A 23,206-nucleotide genomic window follows, 5' to 3' on the forward strand; every position below is an offset into this window, starting at 1 on the left:
GGTATGAGTAATAGAGGCCGTAAAGATATAGAAAGTAACAAATCTTTCTACACAAAGTCCAATTAAGTATGAATTATATATTTTAATTAACCTTTGTGGACGGCCCGTTGCCCTCATACGGGAAACAGCCCTCTGACTGTTGCGGCCGTAGTATAGTTGCAGCCGTCTTGTGTACTTGCCAAATCAACCCCGTTTGCAATGCCTAACTCCCAGGAAAACACGCCCCTTTCCGGCCTTTACTCCTCCTCGCTCAGCCTCGTCACCGACCTCTACCAGCTCACGATGAGCTACGGCTACTGGAAACAAGGTTTGCAAGACCGGGAAGCCGTATTCCACCTCTATTTCCGCAAGCCGCCCTTCGCTGGCGGCTACGCTGTGTGCGCCGGCCTGGCCTACGCCGCCGACTGGCTGCAAAACCTGCGCTTTTCCGCCGAAGACCTGGGCTACCTGGCCGGCCTGCGCGGCTCCAAAGGCGTGGCCCTTTTTCCCCAGGAGTTCCTGGATTACCTGCGCGACCTGCGTTTTACCTGCGATGTCGACGCTATTGCCGAGGGTACCGTGGTGTTTGCCAACGAGCCGCTGATGCGCATCAAGGGCCCGCTTCTACAAGTACAATTGCTGGAAACGGCCCTGCTTACCCTCGTCAACTTCCAGACCCTGATTGCCACCAAGGCCGCCCGCATCCGCGAAGTAGCCGGCGACGACCAGGTGCTGGAATTCGGCCTGCGCCGGGCCCAGGGCTTCGACGGCGGCCTGGGAGCCAGCCGGGCGGCCTACCTGGGCGGCGTCGATGGTACTTCCAACGTGCTGGCCGGCCTGCGCTTCGGCATTCCGGTGCGCGGCACCCACGCCCACAGCTGGGTCATGTCGTTCGACGAAGAGGAAGCCGCGTTTGAAGCCTACGCCGCCGCTTTCCCCGACGACTCCGTGTTCCTGGTAGACACCTACGACACGCTGGAAGGCGTGCGGCGGGCCATCAGCGTGGCGCGGCGCATGCGCGAAAAAGGCCACGAGCTGGGCGGCATCCGCCTCGACTCCGGTGACCTAGCCTACTTGAGCCGCGAGGCCCGGGCCTTGCTCAACGAGGCCGGCTTTCCCAAAACCCGCATCGTGGCCAGCAACGACCTCGACGAAAACCTCATCGTCAGCCTTAAGCAGCAAGGCGCCCAGATTGACACCTGGGGCATTGGCACCAAGCTGGTCACGGCCTACGACCAGCCGGCCCTGGGCGGCGTCTACAAGCTGGCGGCCCTGCGCAAGCCGGATGATTCGGGATGGGAGTACACCGTCAAAATCTCCGAGCAACTGGCCAAAACCAGCATTCCGGGCATTCTGCAGGTGCGGCGCTACGAAACCGAGAAAGGCCAGCCCCGCGCCGACATGCTCTACAACTCGGCCGAGCCCCTGCCCGAGGACCTCACCATCGTGGACCCCGTGGACCCCACGCGCCGCCGCCCCATCCGCAGCACCCAGTTCCGGGAGCTGTTGGAGCCCGTGTTCCGCAACGGCGAGCTGGTGGCCGAGCTGCCCACCCTGCAGGAAAGCCGGGCCCGGGCCCAGCGCGAAGTGCAAAGCCTGGACCCCAGCATCCGGCGCTTCCTCAACCCCCACGTCTACCCCGTGGGCCTGGAAGAAAGCCTGAACACCTTCCGCACCAACCTGATTCTGGAGAAACGACCCCAGCGGCCGGCGTAGGTGGTTATGGGGAAGGTTACCAAGCTAGGCGCGGCTTAGCTTGGTAACCTTCCCCGTTCTGTAGGAAACATTCGTTGCACTGAACCACAGCAGGTCTAGCAGAACCTGCTTCGAGTACCGGATAAACTGCGTGAACACCTCATTTGAGGAGTTCAGGTAACTCATCTTCGTCCTAGATTTTCTGTACTTAGGTAACTGAACTAGTTTCCTGTACTCAATCCGGACTGTAGGGCGGGTTTACAGGACTTGCAGGCTTATTGAATAGCCGTTCAGGAAAAGGAGGATTACTTTTATTTCTATGCAAACGCCAGTTGGTTCTTTCGTCGTAGTTGATTCCTTCTGGATCAACAATTTGGGTTGGGTGCTGACAGGAGAGCCCTCAGGGCAAGTGGCAGCTGGGAATCAGTTGGTCTTTCCAGCAGGCACTACGCTTTTAATCAAGTCCGTAGAAGTGTTTAGGGCGAGAGAAGGGCGTAGAATTGGGCTTGTCATTAGTCGTAGCCAAGTATCTGTTCAGCGCGATTTCCTCGAAAAGCAAGTTATCGGGCTCACGGCTCACATCTTGGCACAAAATGCCTAATAGATCATCGTGCAATTGTCTAGGAAAACGGTGGTTTGAGCAATGTAAGCTGTCCGGTATATCAAAAGTAAAAGGCTGGTCTAATTACCCCCAAACTTCTTCCACAGCCGCGGCAGTAGCTTGGGCAGCTGCTCTTCCCGCCAGTCTTGGCCCTTGGTTTCGGAGCCAAGGTCGTAGTCTAAGCCTTGTTCGGCCGCCACGCTTCTGGGAAAGGTATCATCTTCTTCCCGGCGCCCGGTGCGCCGCCCGTAGGCCTCCGTTGCCACGTAGAGCAGGTTTTCAAACTCCTGGTAGGCCTCTTGGACCACCTGGGCCAGGCTGTCGGCATCCCGCAGAGCGTTTTGAAACACTGCTTGCCCCTGCCCTATCAGCCAGCAGCGGAAGTACAGATAAGAGTCATCCATCACGTAGCCGTCCAGAATCTTCAAAGCCGCCATGATGCTATAGTCGTCGGCTTCGCGCAGATTTTCGCGCAGGCGTCGCTCAAATTCAATAATCTGCTCGGGCTCCAAGGCCGCAAGCTGCTCCGACAAGAAATCCGCCTGGATGGTTTGACTGCCGGCGGCGGCAGCTTTCGAGGCATCCAGCAGCTGCCAGAATTCAGAGTTAGTCATACTACGGGGTGCATTGCGAGTCGAAGAACAGGAATCAGGCCGTGAAATACGGTAAAAGTCGACACTCTGGTAGCTCATGCAACCTTCCGGGCCCGGGCCTGGTCAAGCCCCTGCCCGCCGCGCCCATGGCCCGCCAGGTTCGTTCTTCCTCTAACCCTAATTCCTGTTCTCATGAAACGCTCTTCCCTCCTCGTGCTGCTCAGCCTCGCCCTCGGCTTCACCGCCTGTGAGAAGGACGAGGAAGTACCCCAGGACGTGCAGCTGCTCACGGCCAAAAACTGGCGCATGAGTGCCAACGTCACCACCTTCGTGTACCCCGCCGGCAACGCCCGCCGCGACGTGGACAACTACAGCGCCTCCCCGGCCTGCGACCATGACGATTTCTGGAAGTTTGCGCCCGACAAAACCATGGTCATCGACGAAGGCGCCAGCAAGTGTGAGCCCAGCGCCCCGCAGTCGAACCCCGCCCAGTGGAACCTCGACGCCACCAACCGCACCCTGTCCGTCATTGCCGGCACGACGCGCACCTACGAGCTGCTGGAGCTTACCGCCTCTACCCTCAAATTCAAGCAGGACAACGGCCTCTCGCCCATCGACGGCGCGCCGTACTACACCACCTACACCTTCACGTCCTTTTAGCCGGCTCCGGCCCGAGTTCCGTACACGTAGGCTAGCCCATTCGCAGTCTTCGTTTGCCTTAACCCGTGTTCCATGCCGACCCTGAAATTCAAAACCAGCATCAACTGCGCCAACTGCCTGCGCGCCGTCACTCCCTTCCTCGACGCCGAAGCCAGCGTTGAGAAATGGCAGGTCGACACCACCAGCCCCGATAAAGTGCTTACCGTGGAAGGTGAAAACCCCATTCCCGAGCTCATCATGAAGTCTGTGGCCCAGGCCGGCTTCGACATTGAGCCCCTGGCCGCCTAACTCCGCACACCTGCAACGAACAAGGCCCGCTTCCTGAGGAAGTCGGGGCCTTGTTCATTTATCTTAAGTGCAGCCAGCAGCTAATGTGCGTCAGGGATCAGCTACTCGTAGCTCAGCTCCCCGGCGCCTACCGTCAACCGGATGCCGGACTGCTCCGTAATGCGGCCCGCTACCTGGGCATCATAGCCGTTGCCACGCAGGCTCTCGGCTACGGCCTCGGCCTGGGCTTCATCGGTCACAAGCAGCATGCCGTTGCCCATGTTCCAGTACAGGTAGGCATCGGCGGGCGTGATGCCGGCCAGCTCGGTGAGCTTCTGCATGGCGGGCAGGGGCTCAAACAGGTTGGTCAGCTCGGCACCTACGCCGTTCTTGAGCACCCGCTTGAAGTTGTCGGCAATGCCGCCGCCGGTAATGTGGGCGGCAGCATAGAGCGGCAGTCCCGCATCCAGCACCCGCGCCACGCCGGGCGAATAAATCAAAGAAGGCGTCAGCAGCACTTCGCCCCAGGTGTGGCCCGCGCTGCCGTGGGGCGTAGCGTCTGCACCATCGTACGGGGCCGAGTGCCAGTTGTCGCCAAACAGGTTCTGCAGGGTGCGCCGCGCCAGTGAGAAGCCATTCGACCGGAAGGAGGGCGAGCGAAGCGCCACCACGGCCATACCGGCCTGCACGCCCGCGCCGCTCAAGGGCCGCTCCAGGCTCGGGTGCAGGCTGCCAATGGCTGTCGAGCACCAGTTGAAGTTCATCTTTGCGCCCGGCCAGCCCCGATACGGTTGCCCAGCTCCGCAATTTCACCGCCGGTAATGGCCACTTCCGCGAAGTTGCAGGCGTCGTGCAGCCCGCGCATCATCTCGTCAATCACCCCGTAGTCGAGCGTGTTCACGTCGATGATGTTCGACAGGTTCGTGGGCACGAAACCACCCACAATCAGGTCGTCGGCCGTCATGGCCACCAGGTCGTAGCCCAGGGTGTCAAACTTCCCTACCCGCTCGGCCACTTCAATCTTGGTCCCGATGCCGTCCGAGCTGATACCCAGCCGGGCATTGCCAAAGCGGATTTCATTGGCGAAGCCGCCATCCAAATCCTGTGCGGCCTCGCCCGGCTTGCCGGCCCGGTTGGCGAAAGTCTTTTTCGACCAGGCGTAGGCGTTGCGGGAGCATTCGTTGCCGAGGTCAATGTCGTAGCCGGCAGGTTTCTGGGAAGAAGTGGACATGTAGTCTGTTATTTTATGCTGTCATCCTGAGCAAAGCGAAGGACCTTATCACGTTAGACGACCGTCGTAACAACGACTCGTTCTGCGGCAATAAGGTCCTTCACTGCGTTCGGGATGACAAATGGTTTTTCTGGTTGATACTAGTGCTCCGTCGGCTCGGGCGCCTTGGCACTTACGGATGCCACCGGCTCGGAGCTGGCTTTCTTGTCGCTGCGGTGGCTCTGGCGCTCCTCCTGAATGTGGCGCAGGTACTTGGTCACGTCGCCGGTGGGGTAGTTGCCGGTGAAGCAGGCAAAGCAGTTCCCGCCGTGCCCCTTATCCTCAGCAAACAGCTCCTGCAAATCCTCAATGGACTGGTAGATAACCTTATCGGCCCCGATGTACTGGCAGATTTCCTCCTCGGTGTAGTTGGCCGCAATCAACTCGGTGCTCATGGCCATGTCGATGCCGTAGATGCAGGGCGCTACGATGGGCGGGGCGCTGCTGATGAAGTACACCTCGGCCGCGCCGGCTTCGCGCAGAATCCGCACAATGCGACGCGAGGTAGTGCCCCGCACGATGCTGTCGTCGACTACGGCAATCTTCTTGCCCTCCACAAACTCCCGAATCGGGTTCAGCTTCTTCTTGACAATATCCTCCCGGCCGGCCTGGCTGCTCACGATGAAGGAGCGGCCCATGTGGTTGTTCTTCACCATAGCCCGCCGGTAGGGCACGCCAATGGCCTCAGCCAGACCCGATGCGGCAAAGTACCCCGACGAAGGCACGTCGATAACCATATCGGGCTGAATGCCTGACTCGATAACCTTACGGGCCAGAATCTTGCCCAGGCGCACCCGCTCCCGGGCCACTAGGCGGCCGTGAATCGTGGAATCTTCGCGGGCAAAGTAGATGTGCTCGAAGACACAGAACGCCTTGGGCAGGCTATAGGGGTTCTTGTAGTGAACCTTAAAGTCCTTATCAATAAACACAGCCTGTCCCGGACCTACGTTCTTGATGAACTCGAAGCCTAGGTAGTCGAAGCAGGTGCTTTCGGAGGCAAAGGCGTAGATGGGCCCGTTCTCGGTGTCGCGGCGGCCCAGCACTAGCGGCCGGATGCCCAGCGGGTCGTTGAAGGCCAACAGCCCGTGCCCGGCAATAACGGTGATGGTAGCGTAGGCACCTTTGACCAACTCCTGGGTTGTCTCTACCGCGTCGAAAATATCGATAACCGAGAGGTTGTCGAGGTTTTTCAGGCGCAACTCCGAGGCGAAGGTGTACATGATGAGCTCCAGGTCGTTGCTCGTCTTGGGCAGCACGTGGTACTTCTCGTGCAGGCGCTTGGCAGCCTGCCGGAAGTTGATGACGTTGCCATTGTGCACCATCGAGAGGCCGAAGGGGTAGCTCGTGGTGAAGGGCTGGGCTAGCTCGGCGTCGTTGGAACCCTGGGTGGTGTAGCGGGCGTGGCCGATGCCGATGTTGCCCTTAAGCTTTTTGAGCTGCTTGGGCTTGAACACGTCCGAAATCAGACCGTTGCCCTTGCAGAGGTGAAAATTGTCGTCGAAGGTGGCAATACCGGCCGCGTCCTGGCCACGGTGCTGGAGCGCCGTCAGACCGAATACGATGTCGTGGGCGACGTCATCGGGGCCGTAAAAACCTACTATTCCGCACATGGCAGTTTCAAATGGTCAGTTGCTGGCGTAAGAGAGCCAGCTTTCTGGGGTGGGTGGTAATGTTCTAGCGAATCGCCTCACCTCCCTGCCCTGCTTCGACAGAAGCAGCGCCGGACGACCAAGGCACCAGGGGTTCGGAGGTGGGGATAGCACCGGCGGCTACCGTCGTAGCTGCCGGGTCGGAGTTCAGATTGGAAAGCTCGCCTCGAATCAGGCGGGCCAGGGTGTCGGCGTACAGGAAGTGCTCCACGGCCAGGCCGCGGCGCTCTACTTCCTCTAGGGTACCAGCGCCCTGTAAGTCAACCGGATGCTGCGCCAGAATTGGTCCAGTGTCCAGGCCCTCATCAACCAGATGCACGGTGATTTTGGTTTCCTTCAGCTGATTTTCGAAGGCCCACTCGTAGGCGTGCAGGCCCTGGTGCTGGTGAGTATCGGCGGGGTGGATGTTGAGAATGCGCCCGGCAAAGGCCCGAATGAACGTGGGCGACAAAATCCGCATGTAGCCGGCCAGCACAATGTAGTCGGGCTGAAACTGCTGCAGCACCTGCACTACCTCGGCGTCAAACTCCTGGCGCTTGCGGCCTTGGCTCGTAAGGCTGGCCGTGGGGCAACCCAGGGCGGCGGCCGTTTCCAGGCCGGGCGCGTCGGGCTTGTTGCTGAACACCACCGCTACTTCGGCCAGGTGTTGTAGCACGCCACTTTGCACAGCGTTTACCAGGGCCACCATATTGGAGCCCCGGCCCGACAGCAGAATGGCCAGGCGCGCTTTGCGGACGATAGGGTTACCAGTTGGCTGCAAGGGTCGGTTCCGGCCGCTGGCCGATATCGGTACGGATGTATACATCCTGAAATTTAACTTTCCCGGCTTCGCGGTACACGTGGGCCACGGCATCTTCCAGCTCTTCGCCGTGCCCGACGAGCACCATCACCCGGCCGCCGGTGGTTACCAGCTGACCGTCCTGCTGCTTGGTAGCGCCGTGAAAGGCCAGGATGCTGGGATGAAGCTGGTCGAGGCCGGTGATGGGGAAGCCGGTGGGAAACTGGGCGGCCGGGTAGCCGCCCGAGGCCAGCACCACGCCCACGTAGCAGCCCCGCCGCTGCCGCACCACGGTTTGCTGGAGCTTGCCGTCCAGGGTGGCTTCGATGAGTTCCAGCAAGGAGCTTTCCAGGGCGGGCAAGAGCACTTCGGCCTCCGGGTCGCCGAGGCGGACGTTATATTCGAGCAGCTTGGGACCCTGGTCGGTGAGCATGATGCCGAAGTACAGGAAGCCTTTGAAGTCGAACTGCTCGTTTTGCAAACCGCGCAGCGTGGGGTCCACGATGCTGGTGCGGATGGCGGCCAGCACGTTGTCGTCGCAGAAGGGCACGGGGCAGTAGGCGCCCATGCCGCCGGTGTTGGGACCCTGGTCGCCGGCCAGCAACTGTTTGTGGTCCTGAGAAGGAGCCAGCAGCCGCACCCGGTTGCCATCCGTCACGCCGATGATGCTGATTTCAGGACCGCTGAGCTTTTCTTCCAGCAGGAAGCTAAACCAGCCCGTGTGCTGCAGCTGCAAATCGTCCAGGGCGGCCTGGGCTTCCTCAATGGAGGAGCACACGTACACGCCCTTGCCGGCAGCCAGCCCGTCGTACTTCACTACTACCTGCCCGTTCAGTTCGGTTGCTTTGGTGCGAGCATCAGCCAGCTTGTCGCTACGGTACTGCCACGACATAGCCGTAGCTACACCGTGCCGCCGCATGAAGTTCTTGCTCCACACCTTGGAGCTTTCCAGCACCGCTCCGGCCCGAGTGGGGCCAAAAACGCGGATGTCGGAACCGGCAAAGTAGTCGACCACGCCGGCTGCCAGGGGCGCTTCGGGTCCTACCACGATGAGCTTCGCGCCGTGGGCTTCGCAGAACTGCTGAACGGCCGGGAAGTCGGTGGCGCTGATGTCGGGGTGGCTGTTTGGGATGCCGCCGTTGCCGGGCAGCACGTGTACCGTGGCCCCGTCGCGGGTCAGCTTCCAGGCCATGGCGTGTTCACGGGCCCCGCCGCCGAGGAGTACAATGGTTTTGTTCAAAGGACTAGTCATAAGAAAGGAGCTCGGCTGCGTCAGAAAAGGTCAGAAGCTTGCCGAAGCAAGCCGAATTGTCGCGGCCGATGTACTGGCCGTAGTTGGCGCGGCGCTGGTAGCCGTTCTTCAGGTAAAAGCGGCAGGCTTCGGTATTGGCCACCCGGGTTTCGAGCCACAGCTCCGTATAACCGGCCTTTCGGGCTTCGGTTTCGAGCTGCTTAAGCACGGCCTCGCCAATGCCCTGCCGGGAATACTTGGCAAACATGCGCTTCACTTCCCCCACGCTAGCAGCCAAGGGCCGCACTGCCCCACAGCCCACCGCTTCCCCGTCTTGGCGAGCCAGCAGGAAAATGTAGCGCGGGTCACTGGCTTGCCACTCCGTAAACGAAGCCCGCCCGTCGCTGCCGAAGCGCGCACCCAGCTGCCCCGACAAGGCGTCGAGCAGGGGCTGAGCTTCCGGCGCCTGGGGCGAGGAAACATCGAGCTTTAGGGTAGCGGTAGTCGGCATCAGGCGAAAAGGTTCAGCTTAGCTAATATCGGTTATGGAAGTTATTTGTCCATCGGCAAACTCGAAAACGGATTTGCCTTGCAGCTGTAGCGTATCCCCACCCTTCAGGCCGTTGGGGAAGTCCATGGCGGCCACGGCCGAATAGTCGAGTTGCACTTCCACCTTATCGGCGCTGAACTGCCAATCGGTGACGCGCTGCTCGCGCTGGGAGAAGTACTGCAGCGCCTGCTCGGCCTGCTGCAGGAAATTTTCCTTGCCGGTCAGGGTCAGGTCTACTTCGCCGTTGGAAACGTTGCGAAACACGACGTTTTCGTGCAGGGGCTGAAGCATGCCGGCTACATCGAGGCGGTTGTAGGCTTCGATGTAGCTTTCCACGAGTTGCTTTTGCTGAGTGGCTTCCATTGGCTTTGTCTTATTAAGCACCTTTCATAATGCCGGCACGCACCAGGTTGCTTACAAGACGGGTTTGCACGTCGCCGGTACCGGTTTCGGCGCCGGTGGGCAGCGGGGCGCCCGTGATACGCTCGTAGATATCGAGGTAGCGGCGGGTGGCTTCGGCAGAAACCTCGGGGGTGAGGGCGCGGGGATACTGGCCGTCCTGCTTGTTGGCAATCAGCCACTGGCGCACGTACTCCTTGTCCATCTGCTCGGCCGTCTCGGGGTTCTGGGCGTAGTCCGCGGCGCTCCAGAACCGCGACGAGTCGGGCGTGTGGATTTCGTCAATCAGAATCAGCTCCCCGTTCAGCAAACCAAACTCGTACTTAGTGTCCACCAGGATAATGCCGCGTTCCGCCATCCAGACCGATGCGAAGTTGAACAGCTCCAAAGACTTGATGCGCATCTTGGCGTAGAGCTCCGCCGACACCCAGCCTTCCGACACGAGGTTATCCGGCGTAATCTCACGGTCCGACTCCTCCTTGGTCGTCGGCGTCACGATGGGCTCGGGGAATTGCTGGTGCTTGGTCAGGCCGTCGGGCACGGTTACGCCCGAGAAGGTGCGCTGGCCCTGCTGGTAGCCGCGCAGCATCGAGCCCGTGAGGTAGTTCCGCACCACCATCTCGACCCGAATCGGCTCGGCTTCCTTGGCCAGCGTCACGTTCGGGTCGAGCAGGCTGATAACGTGGTTGGGGATGATGTGCTGGGTTTTGTCGAACCAGAAAGCAGCCAGCCCGTTGAGCACCGCGCCTTTGTGGGCCACGGGTGTTTCCAGCACCGAGTCAAACGCCGAGAGGCGGTCCGTTACCACGATGAGCCGCTCACCGGAAGGAGCACGGTACGAGTCACGAACCTTGCCGCGGTGCAGCAGCTCGAGCTGAGGAGTATCGAAGTGGTTGAGGGTGTTCATATGGTGGCGTAGTCAACCGGTACGGCCGGCGGAATGCGGGGGTGTCTTAGGATGAAAGCTGGCTGGTTTCGGGCTGAGCTACGGCTGCCTGCCGCTGGCTTTGCACGTGCGCCACGATGTTGCGGAACAGCTTGAGCCCGTCGCCTTCCTCACTCAGATTCGGGTTTTGGCGCTTGCGCCGGGCCCAGTCGGGGTGGTTGTAGAGCGACAGAAACGCCTCCGGGTGGGGCATCAGCCCGAACACCTGCCCGGTGGTGTCGGTCAGGCCGGCGCAGTTCAGGTCGGCACCGTTGGGGTTGTGCGGGTACACGTCGGTGGGCGAGCCGTCGTAGTCGGTGTAAGCCAAGCAGTTCAAGGCCCGGGCTTCGATTTCGGCCAGGGTTTCTTCGCCTTTGATAATGAGGCGGCCTTCGCCGTGGCGCACGGGTACTTCCAGCGAGTCAATGCCCTTCAGGAAAGGCGAGTTCGACTCAGGGTTGACTTTGAGGCGCACCCAGCGGTCCTCGTAGCGGCCCGAGGCGTTGTGGGTCAGGGTTACTTCCGGCGTCACGTCGCCGCCCAGGTTGGGCAACAGGCCCAGCTTAACCAATACCTGGAAGCCGTTGCAGATGCCCATCACGAACTTGCCATTGGCAATAAACTGCCGGATTTCGTCGAGTAGGGTGCGGCCCTCGGCGTTTTTGCGGTGGCGCAGCTTGTTGGCCAGCACCACGCCCGAGCCCAGGTCGTCGCCGAACGAGAAGCCGCCGGGGAAGTTGAGGATGTCGTAGTCGTGGATGCTGACGTGGCCGTGCATTACCTCGTTGAGGTGCACAATGGTCGCTTCGGCGCCGGCCAGGCGGTAAGCGGCGGCGTACTCTTCCTCGCAGTTAATGCCGAAGCCGGTCAGAATCAGGGCCTGTACCGGTTGCTTGGCCTGGGCTTGGGCGCTGCCGTGCAGGGGTTCGGTGCTTTCGTGGCCGCCGTCGATACTCTTGTAGCCGAGCACGGTCACGGTCCCGTCAGCGTTGGTGTGCGCGGGGCCGGTTTCGTCGCGCTGCGGCTGGGGCGGCACGTTCAAATCAGGAAACAGGGGTTTCTCGTTCATTTCTAGTGCGCTGCTTCGTGCTGGCCGAAGCCGATAATTCTGTTCACGGGCCCGTTGGTCCACTCATGGCGCAAAGCCGCGGTATCAGCCGATAAAACGGTTTGTCCGTTGTGGCGCACCGTCAGCTGCCCGGCCGGCGTCACCACGCCGAGGCGGGTAGCGCGGGGGCCAAAGTGCTGCTCGAAAGCCGTTACATCTTCCGGAGCCACGGTGGCTACAAAGCGGGAGTGCGACTCGGAAAACAGCTGTACGTGTACGGGCAGACCTTCCGGCAACTCGATGGCAGCGCCAAAGCCGTAGCCAAACGTGGCTTCGGCCAGGGCCACGGCCAGGCCACCATCCGACAAGTCGTGGCAGGACTGAATCAGGCCCTGGTCGTTGGCCTGGCCCATGAGGGTGTACAACGTTTTAGCTTCCTCGAAACGCACTTTGGGCACGTTGGCGCCTAGCTCGCCGAAGAGCTGGTAGAACTCCGAGCCGCCCAACTCGTCGTAGGTTTCGCCCAGCAGATACACCACGTCGTCGGCTTGCTTGAAGTCGGAGGTAATGGTGCGGCGCACGTCCTCGATTTTGGCGGTCATGGAGTACAGCACCGTGGGCGGAACGGAAATCTTCACGCCGTCGGCCTTGAAGTCGTTCTTCATCGAGTCCTTGCCCGAAGTCAGCGGGATGCAGTAGGCCGCCGTGGCGTCGCGCAGGGCCTGACACATGCGCACCAGCTTGGCCAGCTTGTGCTTGCCATCGGGGTTGGTGGCGGGGTCGTAGACCGAGTCGGGTACGCAGAAATTGTCGTTCACCGACCAGAAGTTGCCGTCGCCGTACGTGAGGTTAGGCAGCTTCCCTCCCACCGCTACTATCTGGCGCACGGCTTCATCAAAGGCGCCGGCCGACATATCATAGGCATCCAGGTCGCCGAAGCGGGGCAGAATGCCGTTGCTCACGGCCACGCCTTCCCACGACTCAAAGTTAAAGCGCACCACGGCAGCATCCTGCGGGGCCTGCCCGGTTGCGCCCATTAGCGGCTTGATAATCGTGCGGCCCTTCACCTCATGGTCATACTGCCGGATAACTGATTCGCGGGAGCAGATGTTGAGGCTGCCCAGCAAACGACTCAGCACGTCGGTATAATCGAGGTCGGCGGGCAACGCGGGTTCCTGAGCCGTGGGTTTGGTCCACTCGGCTTCCAGCACTTTGCGGGGCACGCCGTTGTGCAGGAACTCCATGTCGATGCGCGCCACCGACTCCCCATCAAAGCGCACGTCGAGGCTGCCATCGGCAGTGAAGTAACCGATGTCGGTCAGCTCCACTTCCATTTCCCGGCCCAGAGCCAGCAGCTCGTCCATTTTTGCGGGCTCTACGGCCAGAGAGAAACGCTCCTGCGACTCTGACACGAAGATTTCCCAGGGCCGCAGACCAGGATATTTCAGCGGCACTTTCTCCAATTCCACTACCGCGCCGCCGCTGATAGTAGCCAGCTCACCAATGGACGAAGACAAGCCGCCCGCGCCGTTGTCGGTGCTGCACTTAATCAGGCCGCGCCGCGTGGCCAGGATCAGGAAGTCCATGGCCAGCTTCTGGGTGATGGGCGAGCCAATCTGCACGGCCGTGGCGGGCGAGGTTTCGTCGAGCTCAATACTGGAGAAAGTTGCGCCGTGGATGCCGTCCTTGCCCACCCGGCCCCCAGCCATGATGATGCGGTCCTGGGCGTCGATTTTCTTTTCCCAGGAGTCGAGGCCGGCCAGCTGCATGGGCATTACGGCGCCAGTACCGCAGTACACCAACGGCTTGCCGGCGTAGCGGTCATCGAACACAATGGCCCCGTTCACGGTCGGCACGCCCGACTTGTTGCCGCCATCTTCAATGCCCTTGCGCACGCCTTCAAAAATGCGGCGCGGGTGCAGTTGGTTGCTCAGCAAGGTGCCGTTAAACTCGGGGTTGCCGAAGCAGAGCACGTTGGTATTGAAGAGCAGCTTCGCGCCCCCGATGCCAGTCGCCAGCGGGTCGCGGTTGTTGCCCAGAATGCCGGTAATAGCTCCGCCGTAAGGGTCAATGGCCGAGGGCGAGTTGTGGGTTTCGACTTTCCATACGAACAGCGACTCGGGGTTGATGCGCACGGCCCCGGCGTTGTCGCTGAACACCTTAATTAGCCAGTCGTTGCCGTTGGCCCGCAGCTGCCGGTCAACTTCCGAGGTAGCGTTTTTGATGTAGGTTTTAAACAGGGAGTCTACTTCAAACTCCTCGCCCGTGTCGGCATCCCGGTACTTAATGACGGCCGAAAACTCCTTGTGCTTGCAGTGCTCCGACCAGGTCTGGGCAATGATTTCCAGCTCGCAGTCGGTGGGGTCCTGGGGCAGGCCGGCGGCCTGGCGCTCAGCCTGAATGCTGGTGTAATGGTCGCGCACGGCGCGCATTTCCTCCAGGTTCAGGGCGTAGAGATTGTCCTTGGAAAGCTTCACCAGCTCTTCGTCTGACAAGCCCATCAGGCGCACGGTGTCCGTAATGGATTCGGCCCCACCGCCCGGCCGCGGCGTATAGTCGCGAATCTGGGCTATGGGGCCGACCTCGAAGCGGTTAATCATCTTGTTGCCGAGCAGATCTTCGGCTAGGCGGCGCAGACTACTCTCGGGCAGCTCCTGCTCCAGGAAGTAGAGTCGTTTGCTGAAAATGTGCTGGGTATGGGTGTCGAGCGGCTCGTTGAGAAAGTCGCCGAGGGCGTTCTGGGCCGATATGCCTTCGTCGTCGGTCACACCGGGCAGCTTGGCCACCAAGATGTAGCTCTTGTATTCGGCGCCGTGGCGGAACTCGTCGAGGGCCACGTCGTGCAGCACCGGGTCCTGGAGGCAGTGGGTGGCGAAGTCGCGCAGTTGCTGATCCGTCACGGGGTAGCGCACCGTGTAGAGGGCGGTGCTTTGCACCCGGCCGGTAGTGAGGCCCAGGTGGCGGGAGGCAGCTTCGGCTACACGTTGGCCCTCGCCATCGTGTTGGCCGGGCTTGAGCAGAAGCTGAATGGTTCTTTGGGTAGAGTCCAAAAGAGGGAGGTTTGTCTATTTTTCGGGTTTCCCACGCGCGGCAAAATCACCGCCGTGAGGAAGCATACCCGCGCAGGGTACGCCGAAAATGCCTTGCCGCAGCGCCGGTTGCGCCGCAGTAGGTTTAAGAAAACGCTTTATCGGGCCGACTGCCCGGTTTTACCACCGGAATACCTGCCCGGCACAGCGGGCAATCATCGGGTGCGTAGGTAGCCGCCGTTACCGGCAGCAGGGCAAAGTTCGGAAAAGAAAGTGAAGCTTGCCCACCCGTGCGGTCAATTAAACTGGCGACTGCCAAAACTTTTGCACCCAGCCCTTCCAGCACCCGGGCTACCTCGTTGGTGCTCTTGCCGGTAGTTACCACGTCTTCGGCAATAATAATTTTCTGGCCCGGCTCCACCGTAAAGCCCCGGCGTAGGGTCATCTGGCCGGTATCATCCCGCTCGGTAAAGATGCCGGGCACGCCCAGCTGCCGGGCCAGCTCGTAGCCAATGACTACCCCGCCCATGGCCGGACCTACTACCACATCAGGTTGCAAACCGGCCTGCTGAATCTGCCGGGCCAGCTCGGCCGCGGCCGGGCCGCCAGGTCGGGCCGGCGCAGAAACCGGGCGCATTGCACGTAGGTATCGGAGTGCAGACCCGAGGACAGGCGGAAGTGGCCGCGCAATAGCGCGTCTTCCTGGAGCAGCTGTTGCTCCAGAGTTTCAGAAGTCAGGGAAGTTTGGGAGGAAGTCATTAATGCTTATTCGGGGCCTGCGGATGAAATTACAATTCGTTCTGAGCCTACTCTTAATGCCAGCAGAAGGTCCATTGCTTCCGCATCTGCTGCCACAATCAAAAGCTGATATGATTCTGCACTGCCGGTTATGTCAATCGTTTCAAGCTGGGTAACTCGCAGACTCAGCGACGTAGACCGGTTAAAGGGAATCTGAACATACCATTGTTCCTGAACTTCGCCTTCGATCAGCTGCCCAATGATATAGAACTCGTTTCGGCGCCTTATAGCGAAGCTGTCTATTGCCTGAAAAAGGCCACGATTAGTATCAACAGGACTGTTTTCCATTTATATCCACGAAGGAACGGCAGTAGGTCGGAACGTATTGATCTGCTCCACCAGTTCCCGCGCCGCGGCACCAGCATCAGCGGCCTGCCACAAGGCGCGTGACGTATTGATAAGCACTCCGGAGCCATCCGGCCGCAGACCAGCCCGCAGCGTGGCTTGCAAATCACCGCCCTGGGCACCTACGCCGGGCACCAGAAACCACTGCTGCGGGCTAAGGCTGCGCATGCGGGCCACGGCCGAGGCGTTGGTGGCACCTACTACCAAGCCAATACCGCTGTGCTCTTCGTCAAGCTTGCGGGCTACTTGGGCGGCACAGTCGCTAAGGTAGCCGCCGCGGGTGAGGGCCACGTCTTGCAGGGAATGCACCGGCTTATTACTCGTTTTGGCCAGCACAAATACCATCTTGCCAGGCCGGGCGAAGGGCACAATGGCGTCGTCGCCCATGTAGGGGTTTACCGTCACGGCGTCGGCTCCAATGACGTCGTAAGCAAAGCGGGCGTAGTGGTCGGCGGTGTTGGCAATGTCGCCGAACTTGCCGTCCAGAATCACCGGAATGCTTTCCGGAATGCGCTGCACCGTTTCGCGCAGGAGCTTCACTCCGTCTTCCCGGCTCAGAAAGAAGGCTAGGTTAGGCTTGAAGGCTGCCGCGTACGGGCTGGTCTGGTCGATGACTTCGGCCAGACGGCGGGCTACCTGCTGGTCGTCGCCGGTGGGGTCGAGGCCCACGCAGAGCAAGGAGTTGGCCTGCTGGACGCGTTGAATGAGCTTTTCCATGATGGGTGGGGAAGGCGAAAAACCAAAAATAGGTGGGAGAAAACAAAAGCGCCAGCCAGCTGAAACTCCTGCTTGCTACTGCAGGTTGGCCGTTACCAGATGGCTGCACTCGGCCGCCAGCCGGGCCGACAAACCCGGTTCGAGCCACTCGCCGCTGGCAATCTGCACGGCACTGGCACCGCAGCGCAGATAATCCGTGACGTGGCCCTGAGTGAAGATGCCGCCGGTACCGAAAATCGGGAGGGTAATGCGGGCATCGTGGGCCAGTTCCCACACGCAGCGCAGGGCCACCGGCCGCAGGGCTTCCCCGGATAAGCCGCCGACCAGGGGCTCCCCGGTAGCATCGTCGGGCAGGTGCAGGGCTTTCAGCACGTTGGTAGCGGCCAGGGCCGTAGCCCCGCCTTCCTGCGCGCCTAGGGCCAGGCCGCGGATGTGCTCGGGCCACGGCGGCAGCTTTACCACAATTATGGCAGTTGGTCCCAGCTCATTGCGCACGGCCTGGGTGGCTTCGCGCACAAACTTGGCGTTGAGCTCAGCTCCCTTGCCGGTGTCGGGCTGGGCAATGTATACTTCCACGCCGGCAATCTGGGAGCCGACTTCGCGGGCCAGGAAGCGGGCAATTTTGCGAAACCCGGGAATGCCGGGCGCCGTGATGCTGACAAAGACCGGAACGCCGTAGCTGAGTAGGTGAGGCAGGTGCTCCTGCACCAGGATTTCGGCGCTTTCGGTCCGCATGTTGGTGGCGTTGAGCAGGGTTTGCTCATTTACCTGCCAGATACCTTCCTCGTAAAGCCCGGGCTTGGGCTCCATCGTGACGGTCCGGGTAAAAATAGCGCCTAGCCGCTCGTAGCCAGATCCATCCAGTTGCCACGGCGCCGCCGCCAGGCAGATGGGGTTTTGCAGAGTGAGGTTTCCTAGTTGCATGATTTGCTCGTTAAAGAAAGTTGCCGTCCAGAACTGACGGAGGATTCTGAACTGGGAACGGCAGCCTCCTTTTTCACCAAAAACCCACCGCGCCCTTACTCAGAACTTCCTCCGCCAGCTCAGGACGGCAGGTTATACGTTTCTTGAGGCTGCTGGTCTTCTGACGGATCAGCAGCCTTAAATGCAGAGCGCCCGGTAGTAGCCGGGCGCTCTGAAAAGAGGTTAACTAGATGACGTTGTCACGGTTGATAAGCGTGAAGAGCGTGTCGGTATTTTGGCAGGCGCTGGTTATGCTCCCAATGTGAGGCAGGTTGTGAAGGGCCACGAAGCCTTCCGACTCCATGTACGTACGAGCGCCGCGGAACATGGCGGCCGTGCTCAGACCCACGTTGCGGGGGCGGCAGGAGCGGCGGCTACCATCTGCTGGGCGAAGGTCGGGTCGTTCATGAGGGCTTACCAGTATGTGGACGTGAAGAGAAGAGTTGGAAAACCTTAGGCGCAGACCGGCTCTAGCCCACCGGACGAACCTTCAGGCCATAAAAAAACCGCTTCGGAAACCGGAGCGGTGAACGGGGCAAAAACCAGAAAAATGAAGGAATCAACAGGGGCAACGACCTTTCGATCATCTCGCAGAACGCTCTTGCGGAAGGTTCCGCGCTCCATCAAATGCTGTTGATTGAGGTGAAGCACGTCGCAAAAGTACTACTTGTTACCAACCCTGCTCATTTGGTAACATTAAGTTTATGTTACCATAATGTTACCTACTCTTCTTTTCTACTCATATTACCTGCTGCTATACCTTATTATATAGGCTACACAAAACATTGAATCCCAATTTTTTACTGAGTCATAAAAAAATGACCTGCTCATCTTAGCCGGGTTGCTTATCTTTGTCTGTTCCCAGCAAAATTCAAAATTTGTGATTTAGCAAATCAACATCTTTCATTGCAAAAGTCCAATTTATTGATCTTCTTAATGCTAGCTGCTTACCAAGGGCTAGCAATGGGAGAACAAGCCAGGAATCAACGGAAAGATTCATCGTCATCATTTGCTTTCAAGCCAAGCTTTTCCGACCGATTCTTTTTATCTTAACGGACTACAACTGAGCGCCTCATAATTCTACTACTCCACCTAACCTCTTTGACTTCTGTCATATTTGTACTAACACTTCGCTTTACTACTCTCATGAAAAAAGTGCTGTTTGGTTTGATGTTCGCCGGTCTGCTAGCTAGTGCTCCAGCAGCTGTGGCTCAGGTTTCTTCAGGAGCTTCCGTAAGCTACTCGGAGAACGTGCTGGCAGAAGAGGTAGGCAAGGATGTGCTCTACAAGCGGGCCCTCGACTGGACTCAAAACCACTTTCCCTACGCTCCCAAGATGGGCGCTAAGTCGGACGCGGCCACAGGGACGGTACGCATTACGGGCACGGGCAAGGTAAAGCCCGTGACTACGGCTGGTAAGGAGCAGGAGCATGTCATTCGCTTCGACTTCGTGTTCCGGGCTAGCGACAAAGGCTACGAGTACAGTGTGGGCTCGTTCCGCCTGGTGCCCGACCCCAGAAGCCCGACGAAACCGAGATGCTCAGCGACTATATCACCCGCCTGGCCGCCGAGAAAAGCAATGGCAAGACCTTTAACGACCGGCGTGTAACGGCCCAGGCCAATAACATAGCCAGTGAAGCCGCCATGAGCTTCCGCTCCTTTATGAATACCATGCCCGCCGCCGAGGAAGGTGGAGTGGGCGTGCCCAGCGCTAACTAAGAAACCAGCCAACGGCGAAAAAGCCCCTGACTACGTGTCCGGGGCTTTTTTGTGCACATAGAAGTGACCAGTAGGGCCTAACGCTCCAGCAAATCGAGGGTGCGGGCGGGCAGTTCCCGGGCGTCGAGCACAATAAACCCGTCGAGGGCATTGGAGAAGTTGGGGTCCAGGTTGAAGCCCAGCAGCCGGGCGTTGCGCTTGAGGTAGTGGCGCAGCAGCACCGGGATGCCCGCTCCTCCGGCCTCAAACGTGGCAATGAGCTTGTGCAGATCCTGCACACTGGTCAGGCCCTGCTGCAGGGTAGTGGGCAGTTCCTGGGCATCGAGCGGGCGGTAGCGAAACTGCTTGCGAGGCTTTACCAGAGCGGCCAGGTCGGCACGCCAGTAGTGCTCGGTCAGGAAGTTCACCATCACCGCCCGCGAGACGCTCGAAAACCGGTTGCTGATACTGACTGGGCCAATAAGGTAGCGGTACTCGGGTGGCGGCAGAGGTATTCGGCAATGCCCTTCCAGAGCAGGGCCAGCGGCTGCGGCTGCTTCTGATACTCGGCGCGGACAAAGGAACGGCCCAGCTCCAGCGACTCGGCCAGAAACGGCTCCAGTTCTTTTTTCAGCCGAAAAAGGGAGTGCAGATAAAAGCCCCGCCGCCCGTGTTGGCGCAGTATGGCCCGCCCCCGCCCGATGCGGTAAGCGCCTACCAGCTGCTGGGCAGCCCGGTCGTAGAGAAACAGGTGGCGGTAATAGTCGTCGTAACGGTCTAGGTCCAGAGGCTGCTGGGTGCCTTCTCCTTCCCGGCGGAACGTAAGCTCCCGCAACCGGCCCAATTCCCGCAGTACGTGGGGCAATTCCGCTTTGCTAGCAAGGTACACCTCCCAGGACCCGGAGCGCAGCAGGCAGCGCGAAGCCCGCAGAGCGTTGATGTCGCGCGCTATCAGTTCGGGAGCAGTTTCGGCCACTACCGGTGGCGCGGCGGGCGCCATCAGGCGGGAAGCCGCCGGGGCGGCCAGCGCAAACACCCGGGCCCGCACGTAAGCCAAACGCTCAGGAGCAGCCAAGCGAGCCAGCTCCGCAGCCGCAATGGGCCGCCCGAGCCGCAACCGAATTGTTTGCCCACGCTTATTGAGCAGCTCGGCGGGCAGGCGGGCCGTGCGCAACCAGGGGTGCAGCAGGCCCAGCAGATTGAAGGAGCGGCTATTGTGCCCGCTCAGCCACACCGGAACCACCGGCACGCGGGTAGCCGAGAGCAGGCGGCCGGCAGTGGGGTGCCATTCAGCTTCCAGGGCCGGGCGGAATGGCTGCAGCTGACTGGCTACCTCCCCAGCCGGAAACAGGCCAATGGGTACCTCGTTGTGCACGTAATGCAGCAGCTGGCGTACTCCGGGCACGTTTTGTCCCGCCGCGGCCCGTTCGGGATTTACCAGAATCAGGTGACTGCCGAGCTGGGTCAGCAGGGGAGCCAGCACCTCATTGGCTACCAACTTAAAATCGGGCCGGACCTCTGTCAGCGCGTAGAGCAGCACCAGCCCGTCGAGCAGACCGCACGGATGGTTGCCCACGGCCACGAAGCTTCCGGACTGGGCCAGCTGCCGCAGCTCGGCGGCATCGTAGGTCACCGTAATGTTGAGGCGGCGCAGCAAGGCGCCGATAAACTCGCGCCCCCGCAGATGCGCCGTTTGCTCGTACAAGCGCTGAAGCTCCCGGGCCCCGCTGAAGTAGCTGAGCACTGGCCGCAGCAGCTCCTGGGAGCGGCGGCCAAACCCAGCGGGATAAGGAAAAACGGAGGAAGAGAGAAAGTCCATCGGCAAAACCTGGTAGCGGCCGGGCACCAGAGGGTACCGGCATTTACAAATTTCACGACCGAGTATTGGGTGTGCGTTATCGGGATATTATGAATCCGTTACCAACCAGCGCTTTACGTAAGAAACGCGAAAAGCCGCGTTGCAGCGCGGCTTTTCGGTAATCGTCACCTTTCACTCTTTTCACGACGCCCAAAGAGTACGACCCGCCGAAGGATGCGTTTGTGGCAAAACCACAATCAGGCTGAGCGGGATAGTACAGCTACAATATAGCGAAAATGCCCTGGCAACCAAGTGGCAGCCAGGGCATTTGTGCAGTTATGAGCTGCCGATACCTTAGTTCGTAGGTCCGCTGTCGACCCGGGCTTCGATAGTAGCCTGCACCGTGCTCGACACGGCCGACAGGATGTTGTAGCCGGTAGCAGACTCGATGGCATCCACGGTGGTGCGGTAGCTGCCCCAGCTGGTGCCGATAGAAGTGGTATTGGGGGTGTTGATGGCAATGACGCGGGTGCTGGTCGTCACGCGGCTGGCATCGTTGGAGCCTTCGGGTAATACTACCACCACTTTCCAGCAGCGGGCGGGCACCGCAATTTTGCCGCCGGCAATGGTCGTAGCGTAGCCATTTACGCCCGTGCCGCCATTGCCGTAGCTTCCGCAGATAATGTAAAGCTCATTGCCCTGGTTGATAAGGGTGCGGCAGTAGTTTTCCAGGCCGGCCCAGGTCTGCTGATTGTTTACTGAGGCCTGGGGCATCATATTGGTCATCAGGAAAGTAGCCGAGTTATCGGCCACCGAACCGGTGCGGTCGGCAGAAGGACAGTTATGGCCCCGGTCGAAGCCCGAGCCGGTGTAGCTGCTGCTAGTAGCCCGAAACCAGCCTGAGGGCAAAGTTGCGTCGGCGGCGAAGTTGTCCTGGCGCGGGGTGCTGCCTACCCAGGCGCTGCTCAGGTGCCAGCTCACCCAGTTTGGAATGGCCCGGTCGCGGTGATACGAAAGCGCGAACTGCGACTTCGACATCAGATAATTGGTGTAGTTCGTGGCGCTAGTGGTAGCTCCACTGGGGTTACCCATGGTCAGGTGACTGTCGCGCGTGGCATCAAAACTCTGTGAAACAGTCGTGGGAGCACTGGCGGGAGCAACACTTTCGTCTTTGGAACACGAAACAGCGAGGATGCCGAGCAGGCCACAGCTGAGTAAGCGGTAGAGGGTACGCTTCATTCGAAAAGAGTTTTGGATGATGAAAAGAAAGTGAGAAAGGAAACAGCGAAACAGGGATAGCAATTCGGCCGCAAAGATGACCGGGGTGAAATTGAAAGATGTTACCGAAATATTACCATTCTACTCGTCTTTGACAAATACAGTTCTATCATATTATCATATTACTGCGTATTAATTTGAAAAAACCGCAACAAAACCCTCTTTAGGCAGCATCCAAGCCATTAGGGCTTTGGGCCCTCCTACTAGCTATACCATAATTTTGAACATACTTAATCTAGTATATATCCTGTTTACTGTAGTCTACCGCTTTCCTACACAAATCGGACTTTTACCAGATAATAGCTCTTCGCATTGTCGTGGTTAGCTCTTCCTTTGGCCGAATTTGGAAAACTAAAAAGGCCCTGCTACCACACGTAGCAAGGCCTTTCGAAAGGAAACTCGACGATGTATTACCAGCTAAGCAAGAACCCTTGGCATTTAAGTGGGCTGCTAACGCCCCGTAACGACCAAGCGCTGGCTAGACAGCCGCTGACCAGCAGCATCGGTGAGCACAACGTGGTAAAGCCCTTTGCTGAGGGTACTGAGTGGCAACTCCAGTGCTTGGCTTGTAGCCGGTCCTTGCCAAATAACGCTTCCCAAGTTGCCGTATACCTGAATACGGGCTCCTTCAGCAGGCATCGTGCCTATCCGCACATTGATACGTTGCGCTTCCTCAGCTGGGTTGGGATAAACCTGCAGGGCCGCCGTAAACTGACTTTTCCAGGTTATGACCACTACTGGTGACAGATGCTCACTGCCATCCTGATCTACTTGCCGCAGCCGGTAATAGAGCAGAGTGCGGCCTTGCCGGGCGGCGTTTTCGTCGCGGAAAAGGTAATTGGCGCCACGCGTGCTGGTGCCTGCGCCCCGTACTTGCCCTATCGTGGTGAAGCCCGTTTCGGGGCCCAGGGAGCGTTCCACTTGGAAGTAGTCATT

Annotated in this window: 28 protein-coding genes; 6 read left to right on the plus strand and 22 right to left on the minus strand. The window is 59.7% G+C overall.

The genetic code is table 11. The annotated features are described in order from the left end of the window. Window positions 1-198 precede the first annotated feature (198 nt). Together MUN79_RS01970 and MUN79_RS01975 are read left to right on the plus strand one after the other, a co-directional pair. Complete coding sequence (locus tag MUN79_RS01970) at window positions 199-1,695, plus strand: nicotinate phosphoribosyltransferase (protein ID WP_244676141.1); 1,497 nt, start codon at window positions 199-201, stop codon at window positions 1,693-1,695. 298 nt (window positions 1,696-1,993) lie between these two features. Beyond that, a complete protein-coding gene (locus MUN79_RS01975) occupies window positions 1,994-2,275 on the plus strand; it encodes a hypothetical protein (RefSeq protein ID WP_244676142.1) in 282 nt (93 codons plus the stop codon). A gap of 80 nt (window positions 2,276-2,355) precedes the next feature. Here MUN79_RS01975 and MUN79_RS01980 read toward each other — a convergent pair whose 3' ends face one another. Next, window positions 2,356-2,889 (minus strand): DUF4240 domain-containing protein, encoded by a 534-nt coding sequence (locus MUN79_RS01980; RefSeq protein ID WP_244676143.1) that lies wholly within the window; start codon window positions 2,887-2,889, stop codon window positions 2,356-2,358. Window positions 2,890-3,060: 171 nt separating this feature from the next. On the opposite strand from MUN79_RS01980, the gene MUN79_RS01985 reads away from it, so the two are divergent. Together MUN79_RS01985 and MUN79_RS01990 are read left to right on the plus strand one after the other, a co-directional pair. Further along, window positions 3,061-3,528 carry a lipocalin family protein gene (locus tag MUN79_RS01985; protein WP_244676144.1) on the plus strand — a complete coding sequence of 156 codons (468 nt, stop codon included), beginning with the start codon at window positions 3,061-3,063 and terminating at the stop codon, window positions 3,526-3,528. A 72-nt stretch (window positions 3,529-3,600) separates the two neighbouring features. Next, the gene (locus tag MUN79_RS01990; protein WP_244676145.1) at window positions 3,601-3,816 is read left to right on the plus strand and encodes a heavy-metal-associated domain-containing protein; all 216 of its coding nucleotides are present in this window, start codon (window positions 3,601-3,603) and stop codon (window positions 3,814-3,816) included. 101 nt (window positions 3,817-3,917) lie between these two features. Here the strand turns inward: MUN79_RS01990 and MUN79_RS01995 are convergent, their stop codons facing one another. From MUN79_RS01995 to MUN79_RS02075, 17 genes are all read right to left on the minus strand, one after another. Beyond that, the gene (locus tag MUN79_RS01995) at window positions 3,918-4,559 is read right to left on the minus strand and encodes an AIR synthase-related protein (protein WP_244676146.1); all 642 of its coding nucleotides are present in this window, start codon (window positions 4,557-4,559) and stop codon (window positions 3,918-3,920) included. Further along, complete coding sequence (locus MUN79_RS02000; RefSeq protein ID WP_244676147.1) at window positions 4,556-5,026, minus strand: AIR synthase related protein; 471 nt, start codon at window positions 5,024-5,026, stop codon at window positions 4,556-4,558. The genes MUN79_RS01995 and MUN79_RS02000 overlap by 4 nt, the downstream gene beginning before the upstream one ends. Window positions 5,027-5,166: 140 nt before the next feature. Then, window positions 5,167-6,675 (minus strand): amidophosphoribosyltransferase, encoded by a 1,509-nt coding sequence (gene purF, locus MUN79_RS02005; protein WP_244676148.1) that lies wholly within the window; start codon window positions 6,673-6,675, stop codon window positions 5,167-5,169. 64 nt (window positions 6,676-6,739) lie between these two features. Next, the gene (gene purN / locus MUN79_RS02010) at window positions 6,740-7,474 is read right to left on the minus strand and encodes a phosphoribosylglycinamide formyltransferase (protein WP_244676149.1); all 735 of its coding nucleotides are present in this window, start codon (window positions 7,472-7,474) and stop codon (window positions 6,740-6,742) included. Continuing rightward, the gene (gene purD / locus MUN79_RS02015; RefSeq protein ID WP_244676150.1) at window positions 7,458-8,744 is read right to left on the minus strand and encodes a phosphoribosylamine--glycine ligase; all 1,287 of its coding nucleotides are present in this window, start codon (window positions 8,742-8,744) and stop codon (window positions 7,458-7,460) included. Before purD ends, purN begins: the two co-directional genes overlap by 17 nt. Beyond that, the gene (locus tag MUN79_RS02020; protein WP_244676151.1) at window positions 8,737-9,234 is read right to left on the minus strand and encodes a GNAT family N-acetyltransferase; all 498 of its coding nucleotides are present in this window, start codon (window positions 9,232-9,234) and stop codon (window positions 8,737-8,739) included. Before MUN79_RS02020 ends, purD begins: the two co-directional genes overlap by 8 nt. Before the next feature lie 18 nt (window positions 9,235-9,252). Further along, on the minus strand, window positions 9,253-9,636 hold the full coding sequence (locus tag MUN79_RS02025; RefSeq protein ID WP_244676152.1) for a nuclear transport factor 2 family protein: 384 nt from the start codon (window positions 9,634-9,636) through the stop codon (window positions 9,253-9,255). A gap of 13 nt (window positions 9,637-9,649) precedes the next feature. Next, the gene (locus MUN79_RS02030; protein WP_244676153.1) at window positions 9,650-10,579 is read right to left on the minus strand and encodes a phosphoribosylaminoimidazolesuccinocarboxamide synthase; all 930 of its coding nucleotides are present in this window, start codon (window positions 10,577-10,579) and stop codon (window positions 9,650-9,652) included. Between the two features lie 46 nt (window positions 10,580-10,625). Beyond that, window positions 10,626-11,666 carry a phosphoribosylformylglycinamidine synthase subunit PurQ gene (locus MUN79_RS02035; protein ID WP_244676154.1) on the minus strand — a complete coding sequence of 347 codons (1,041 nt, stop codon included), beginning with the start codon at window positions 11,664-11,666 and terminating at the stop codon, window positions 10,626-10,628. A 2-nt stretch (window positions 11,667-11,668) separates the two neighbouring features. Continuing rightward, entirely contained in the window at window positions 11,669-14,695 is a 3,027-nt protein-coding gene (locus tag MUN79_RS02040; RefSeq protein ID WP_244676155.1) for a phosphoribosylformylglycinamidine synthase subunit PurL, read from the minus strand. A gap of 124 nt (window positions 14,696-14,819) precedes the next feature. Then, entirely contained in the window at window positions 14,820-15,311 is a 492-nt protein-coding gene (gene pyrE / locus MUN79_RS02045; protein WP_244676156.1) for an orotate phosphoribosyltransferase, read from the minus strand. Continuing rightward, window positions 15,215-15,433, minus strand: a complete 219-nt coding sequence (locus MUN79_RS02050) for a hypothetical protein (protein WP_244676157.1) — start codon at window positions 15,431-15,433, stop codon at window positions 15,215-15,217. Before MUN79_RS02050 ends, pyrE begins: the two co-directional genes overlap by 97 nt. A gap of 6 nt (window positions 15,434-15,439) precedes the next feature. Next, window positions 15,440-15,760: a hypothetical protein gene (locus MUN79_RS02055; RefSeq protein ID WP_244676158.1), complete on the minus strand. Its 321-nt coding sequence runs from the start codon at window positions 15,758-15,760 to the stop codon at window positions 15,440-15,442. Then, window positions 15,761-16,534 (minus strand): orotidine-5'-phosphate decarboxylase, encoded by a 774-nt coding sequence (gene pyrF, locus MUN79_RS02060; protein WP_244676159.1) that lies wholly within the window; start codon window positions 16,532-16,534, stop codon window positions 15,761-15,763. A gap of 75 nt (window positions 16,535-16,609) precedes the next feature. After that, window positions 16,610-17,458 carry a dihydroorotate dehydrogenase gene (locus MUN79_RS02065; RefSeq protein WP_244676160.1) on the minus strand — a complete coding sequence of 283 codons (849 nt, stop codon included), beginning with the start codon at window positions 17,456-17,458 and terminating at the stop codon, window positions 16,610-16,612. A gap of 226 nt (window positions 17,459-17,684) precedes the next feature. Next, window positions 17,685-17,846 carry a hypothetical protein gene (locus tag MUN79_RS02070; protein ID WP_244676161.1) on the minus strand — a complete coding sequence of 54 codons (162 nt, stop codon included), beginning with the start codon at window positions 17,844-17,846 and terminating at the stop codon, window positions 17,685-17,687. 104 nt (window positions 17,847-17,950) lie between these two features. Continuing rightward, window positions 17,951-18,148 (minus strand): hypothetical protein, encoded by a 198-nt coding sequence (locus MUN79_RS02075; RefSeq protein ID WP_244676162.1) that lies wholly within the window; start codon window positions 18,146-18,148, stop codon window positions 17,951-17,953. A 495-nt stretch (window positions 18,149-18,643) separates the two neighbouring features. Here MUN79_RS02075 and MUN79_RS02080 point away from each other — a divergent pair, with 495 nt between their 5' ends. Both MUN79_RS02080 and MUN79_RS02085 read left to right on the plus strand, forming a co-directional pair. Beyond that, window positions 18,644-19,105, plus strand: a complete 462-nt coding sequence (locus tag MUN79_RS02080) for a DUF4468 domain-containing protein (RefSeq protein ID WP_244676163.1) — start codon at window positions 18,644-18,646, stop codon at window positions 19,103-19,105. Then, complete coding sequence (locus MUN79_RS02085; RefSeq protein ID WP_244676164.1) at window positions 19,033-19,215, plus strand: hypothetical protein; 183 nt, start codon at window positions 19,033-19,035, stop codon at window positions 19,213-19,215. Before MUN79_RS02080 ends, MUN79_RS02085 begins: the two co-directional genes overlap by 73 nt. 77 nt (window positions 19,216-19,292) lie before the next feature. Here the strand turns inward: MUN79_RS02085 and MUN79_RS02090 are convergent, their stop codons facing one another. The 4 genes from MUN79_RS02090 to MUN79_RS02105 all read right to left on the minus strand — a co-directional run bounded on the left by MUN79_RS02090 (window position 19,293) and on the right by MUN79_RS02105 (window position 23,191). Further along, window positions 19,293-19,625, minus strand: a complete 333-nt coding sequence (locus MUN79_RS02090; protein ID WP_244676165.1) for a hypothetical protein — start codon at window positions 19,623-19,625, stop codon at window positions 19,293-19,295. Continuing rightward, window positions 19,625-21,013: a bifunctional lysophospholipid acyltransferase family protein/GNAT family N-acetyltransferase gene (locus MUN79_RS02095; protein ID WP_244676166.1), complete on the minus strand. Its 1,389-nt coding sequence runs from the start codon at window positions 21,011-21,013 to the stop codon at window positions 19,625-19,627. Before MUN79_RS02095 ends, MUN79_RS02090 begins: the two co-directional genes overlap by 1 nt. 333 nt (window positions 21,014-21,346) lie before the next feature. Next, window positions 21,347-22,231 carry a DNA/RNA non-specific endonuclease gene (locus tag MUN79_RS02100; RefSeq protein WP_244676167.1) on the minus strand — a complete coding sequence of 295 codons (885 nt, stop codon included), beginning with the start codon at window positions 22,229-22,231 and terminating at the stop codon, window positions 21,347-21,349. Window positions 22,232-22,720: 489 nt separating this feature from the next. Next, window positions 22,721-23,191 (minus strand): T9SS type A sorting domain-containing protein, encoded by a 471-nt coding sequence (locus MUN79_RS02105; protein WP_244676168.1) that lies wholly within the window; start codon window positions 23,189-23,191, stop codon window positions 22,721-22,723. Between the last annotated feature and the right edge of the window lie 15 nt (window positions 23,192-23,206).

This window comes from Hymenobacter cellulosilyticus (assembly GCF_022919215.1).
GTDB classification, from domain to species: domain Bacteria; phylum Bacteroidota; class Bacteroidia; order Cytophagales; family Hymenobacteraceae; genus Hymenobacter; species Hymenobacter cellulosilyticus.

Coding starts and splice junctions, on each gene's coding strand:
- MUN79_RS01970 (WP_244676141.1), top strand. CDS start 199: ATGCCTAACTCCCAGGAAAACACGCCCCTTTCCGGCCTTTACTCCTCC.
- MUN79_RS01975 (WP_244676142.1), top strand. CDS start 1,994: ATGCAAACGCCAGTTGGTTCTTTCGTCGTAGTTGATTCCTTCTGGATC.
- MUN79_RS01980 (WP_244676143.1), bottom strand. CDS start 2,889: ATGACTAACTCTGAATTCTGGCAGCTGCTGGATGCCTCGAAAGCTGCC.
- MUN79_RS01985 (WP_244676144.1), top strand. CDS start 3,061: ATGAAACGCTCTTCCCTCCTCGTGCTGCTCAGCCTCGCCCTCGGCTTC.
- MUN79_RS01990 (WP_244676145.1), top strand. CDS start 3,601: ATGCCGACCCTGAAATTCAAAACCAGCATCAACTGCGCCAACTGCCTG.
- MUN79_RS01995 (WP_244676146.1), bottom strand. CDS start 4,559: ATGAACTTCAACTGGTGCTCGACAGCCATTGGCAGCCTGCACCCGAGC.
- MUN79_RS02000 (WP_244676147.1), bottom strand. CDS start 5,026: ATGTCCACTTCTTCCCAGAAACCTGCCGGCTACGACATTGACCTCGGC.
- purF (WP_244676148.1), bottom strand. CDS start 6,675: ATGTGCGGAATAGTAGGTTTTTACGGCCCCGATGACGTCGCCCACGAC.
- purD (WP_244676150.1), bottom strand. CDS start 8,744: ATGACTAGTCCTTTGAACAAAACCATTGTACTCCTCGGCGGCGGGGCC.
- MUN79_RS02020 (WP_244676151.1), bottom strand. CDS start 9,234: ATGCCGACTACCGCTACCCTAAAGCTCGATGTTTCCTCGCCCCAGGCG.
- MUN79_RS02025 (WP_244676152.1), bottom strand. CDS start 9,636: ATGGAAGCCACTCAGCAAAAGCAACTCGTGGAAAGCTACATCGAAGCC.
- MUN79_RS02030 (WP_244676153.1), bottom strand. CDS start 10,579: ATGAACACCCTCAACCACTTCGATACTCCTCAGCTCGAGCTGCTGCAC.
- MUN79_RS02035 (WP_244676154.1), bottom strand. CDS start 11,666: ATGAACGAGAAACCCCTGTTTCCTGATTTGAACGTGCCGCCCCAGCCG.
- pyrE (WP_244676156.1), bottom strand. CDS start 15,311: ATGCGCCCGGTTTCTGCGCCGGCCCGACCTGGCGGCCCGGCCGCGGCC.
- MUN79_RS02050 (WP_244676157.1), bottom strand. CDS start 15,433: ATGACTTCCTCCCAAACTTCCCTGACTTCTGAAACTCTGGAGCAACAG.
- MUN79_RS02055 (WP_244676158.1), bottom strand. CDS start 15,760: ATGGAAAACAGTCCTGTTGATACTAATCGTGGCCTTTTTCAGGCAATA.
- pyrF (WP_244676159.1), bottom strand. CDS start 16,534: ATGGAAAAGCTCATTCAACGCGTCCAGCAGGCCAACTCCTTGCTCTGC.
- MUN79_RS02065 (WP_244676160.1), bottom strand. CDS start 17,458: ATGCAACTAGGAAACCTCACTCTGCAAAACCCCATCTGCCTGGCGGCG.
- MUN79_RS02080 (WP_244676163.1), top strand. CDS start 18,644: ATGAAAAAAGTGCTGTTTGGTTTGATGTTCGCCGGTCTGCTAGCTAGT.
- MUN79_RS02085 (WP_244676164.1), top strand. CDS start 19,033: ATGCTCAGCGACTATATCACCCGCCTGGCCGCCGAGAAAAGCAATGGC.
- MUN79_RS02090 (WP_244676165.1), bottom strand. CDS start 19,625: ATGGTGAACTTCCTGACCGAGCACTACTGGCGTGCCGACCTGGCCGCT.
- MUN79_RS02095 (WP_244676166.1), bottom strand. CDS start 21,013: ATGGACTTTCTCTCTTCCTCCGTTTTTCCTTATCCCGCTGGGTTTGGC.
- MUN79_RS02100 (WP_244676167.1), bottom strand. CDS start 22,231: ATGAAGCGTACCCTCTACCGCTTACTCAGCTGTGGCCTGCTCGGCATC.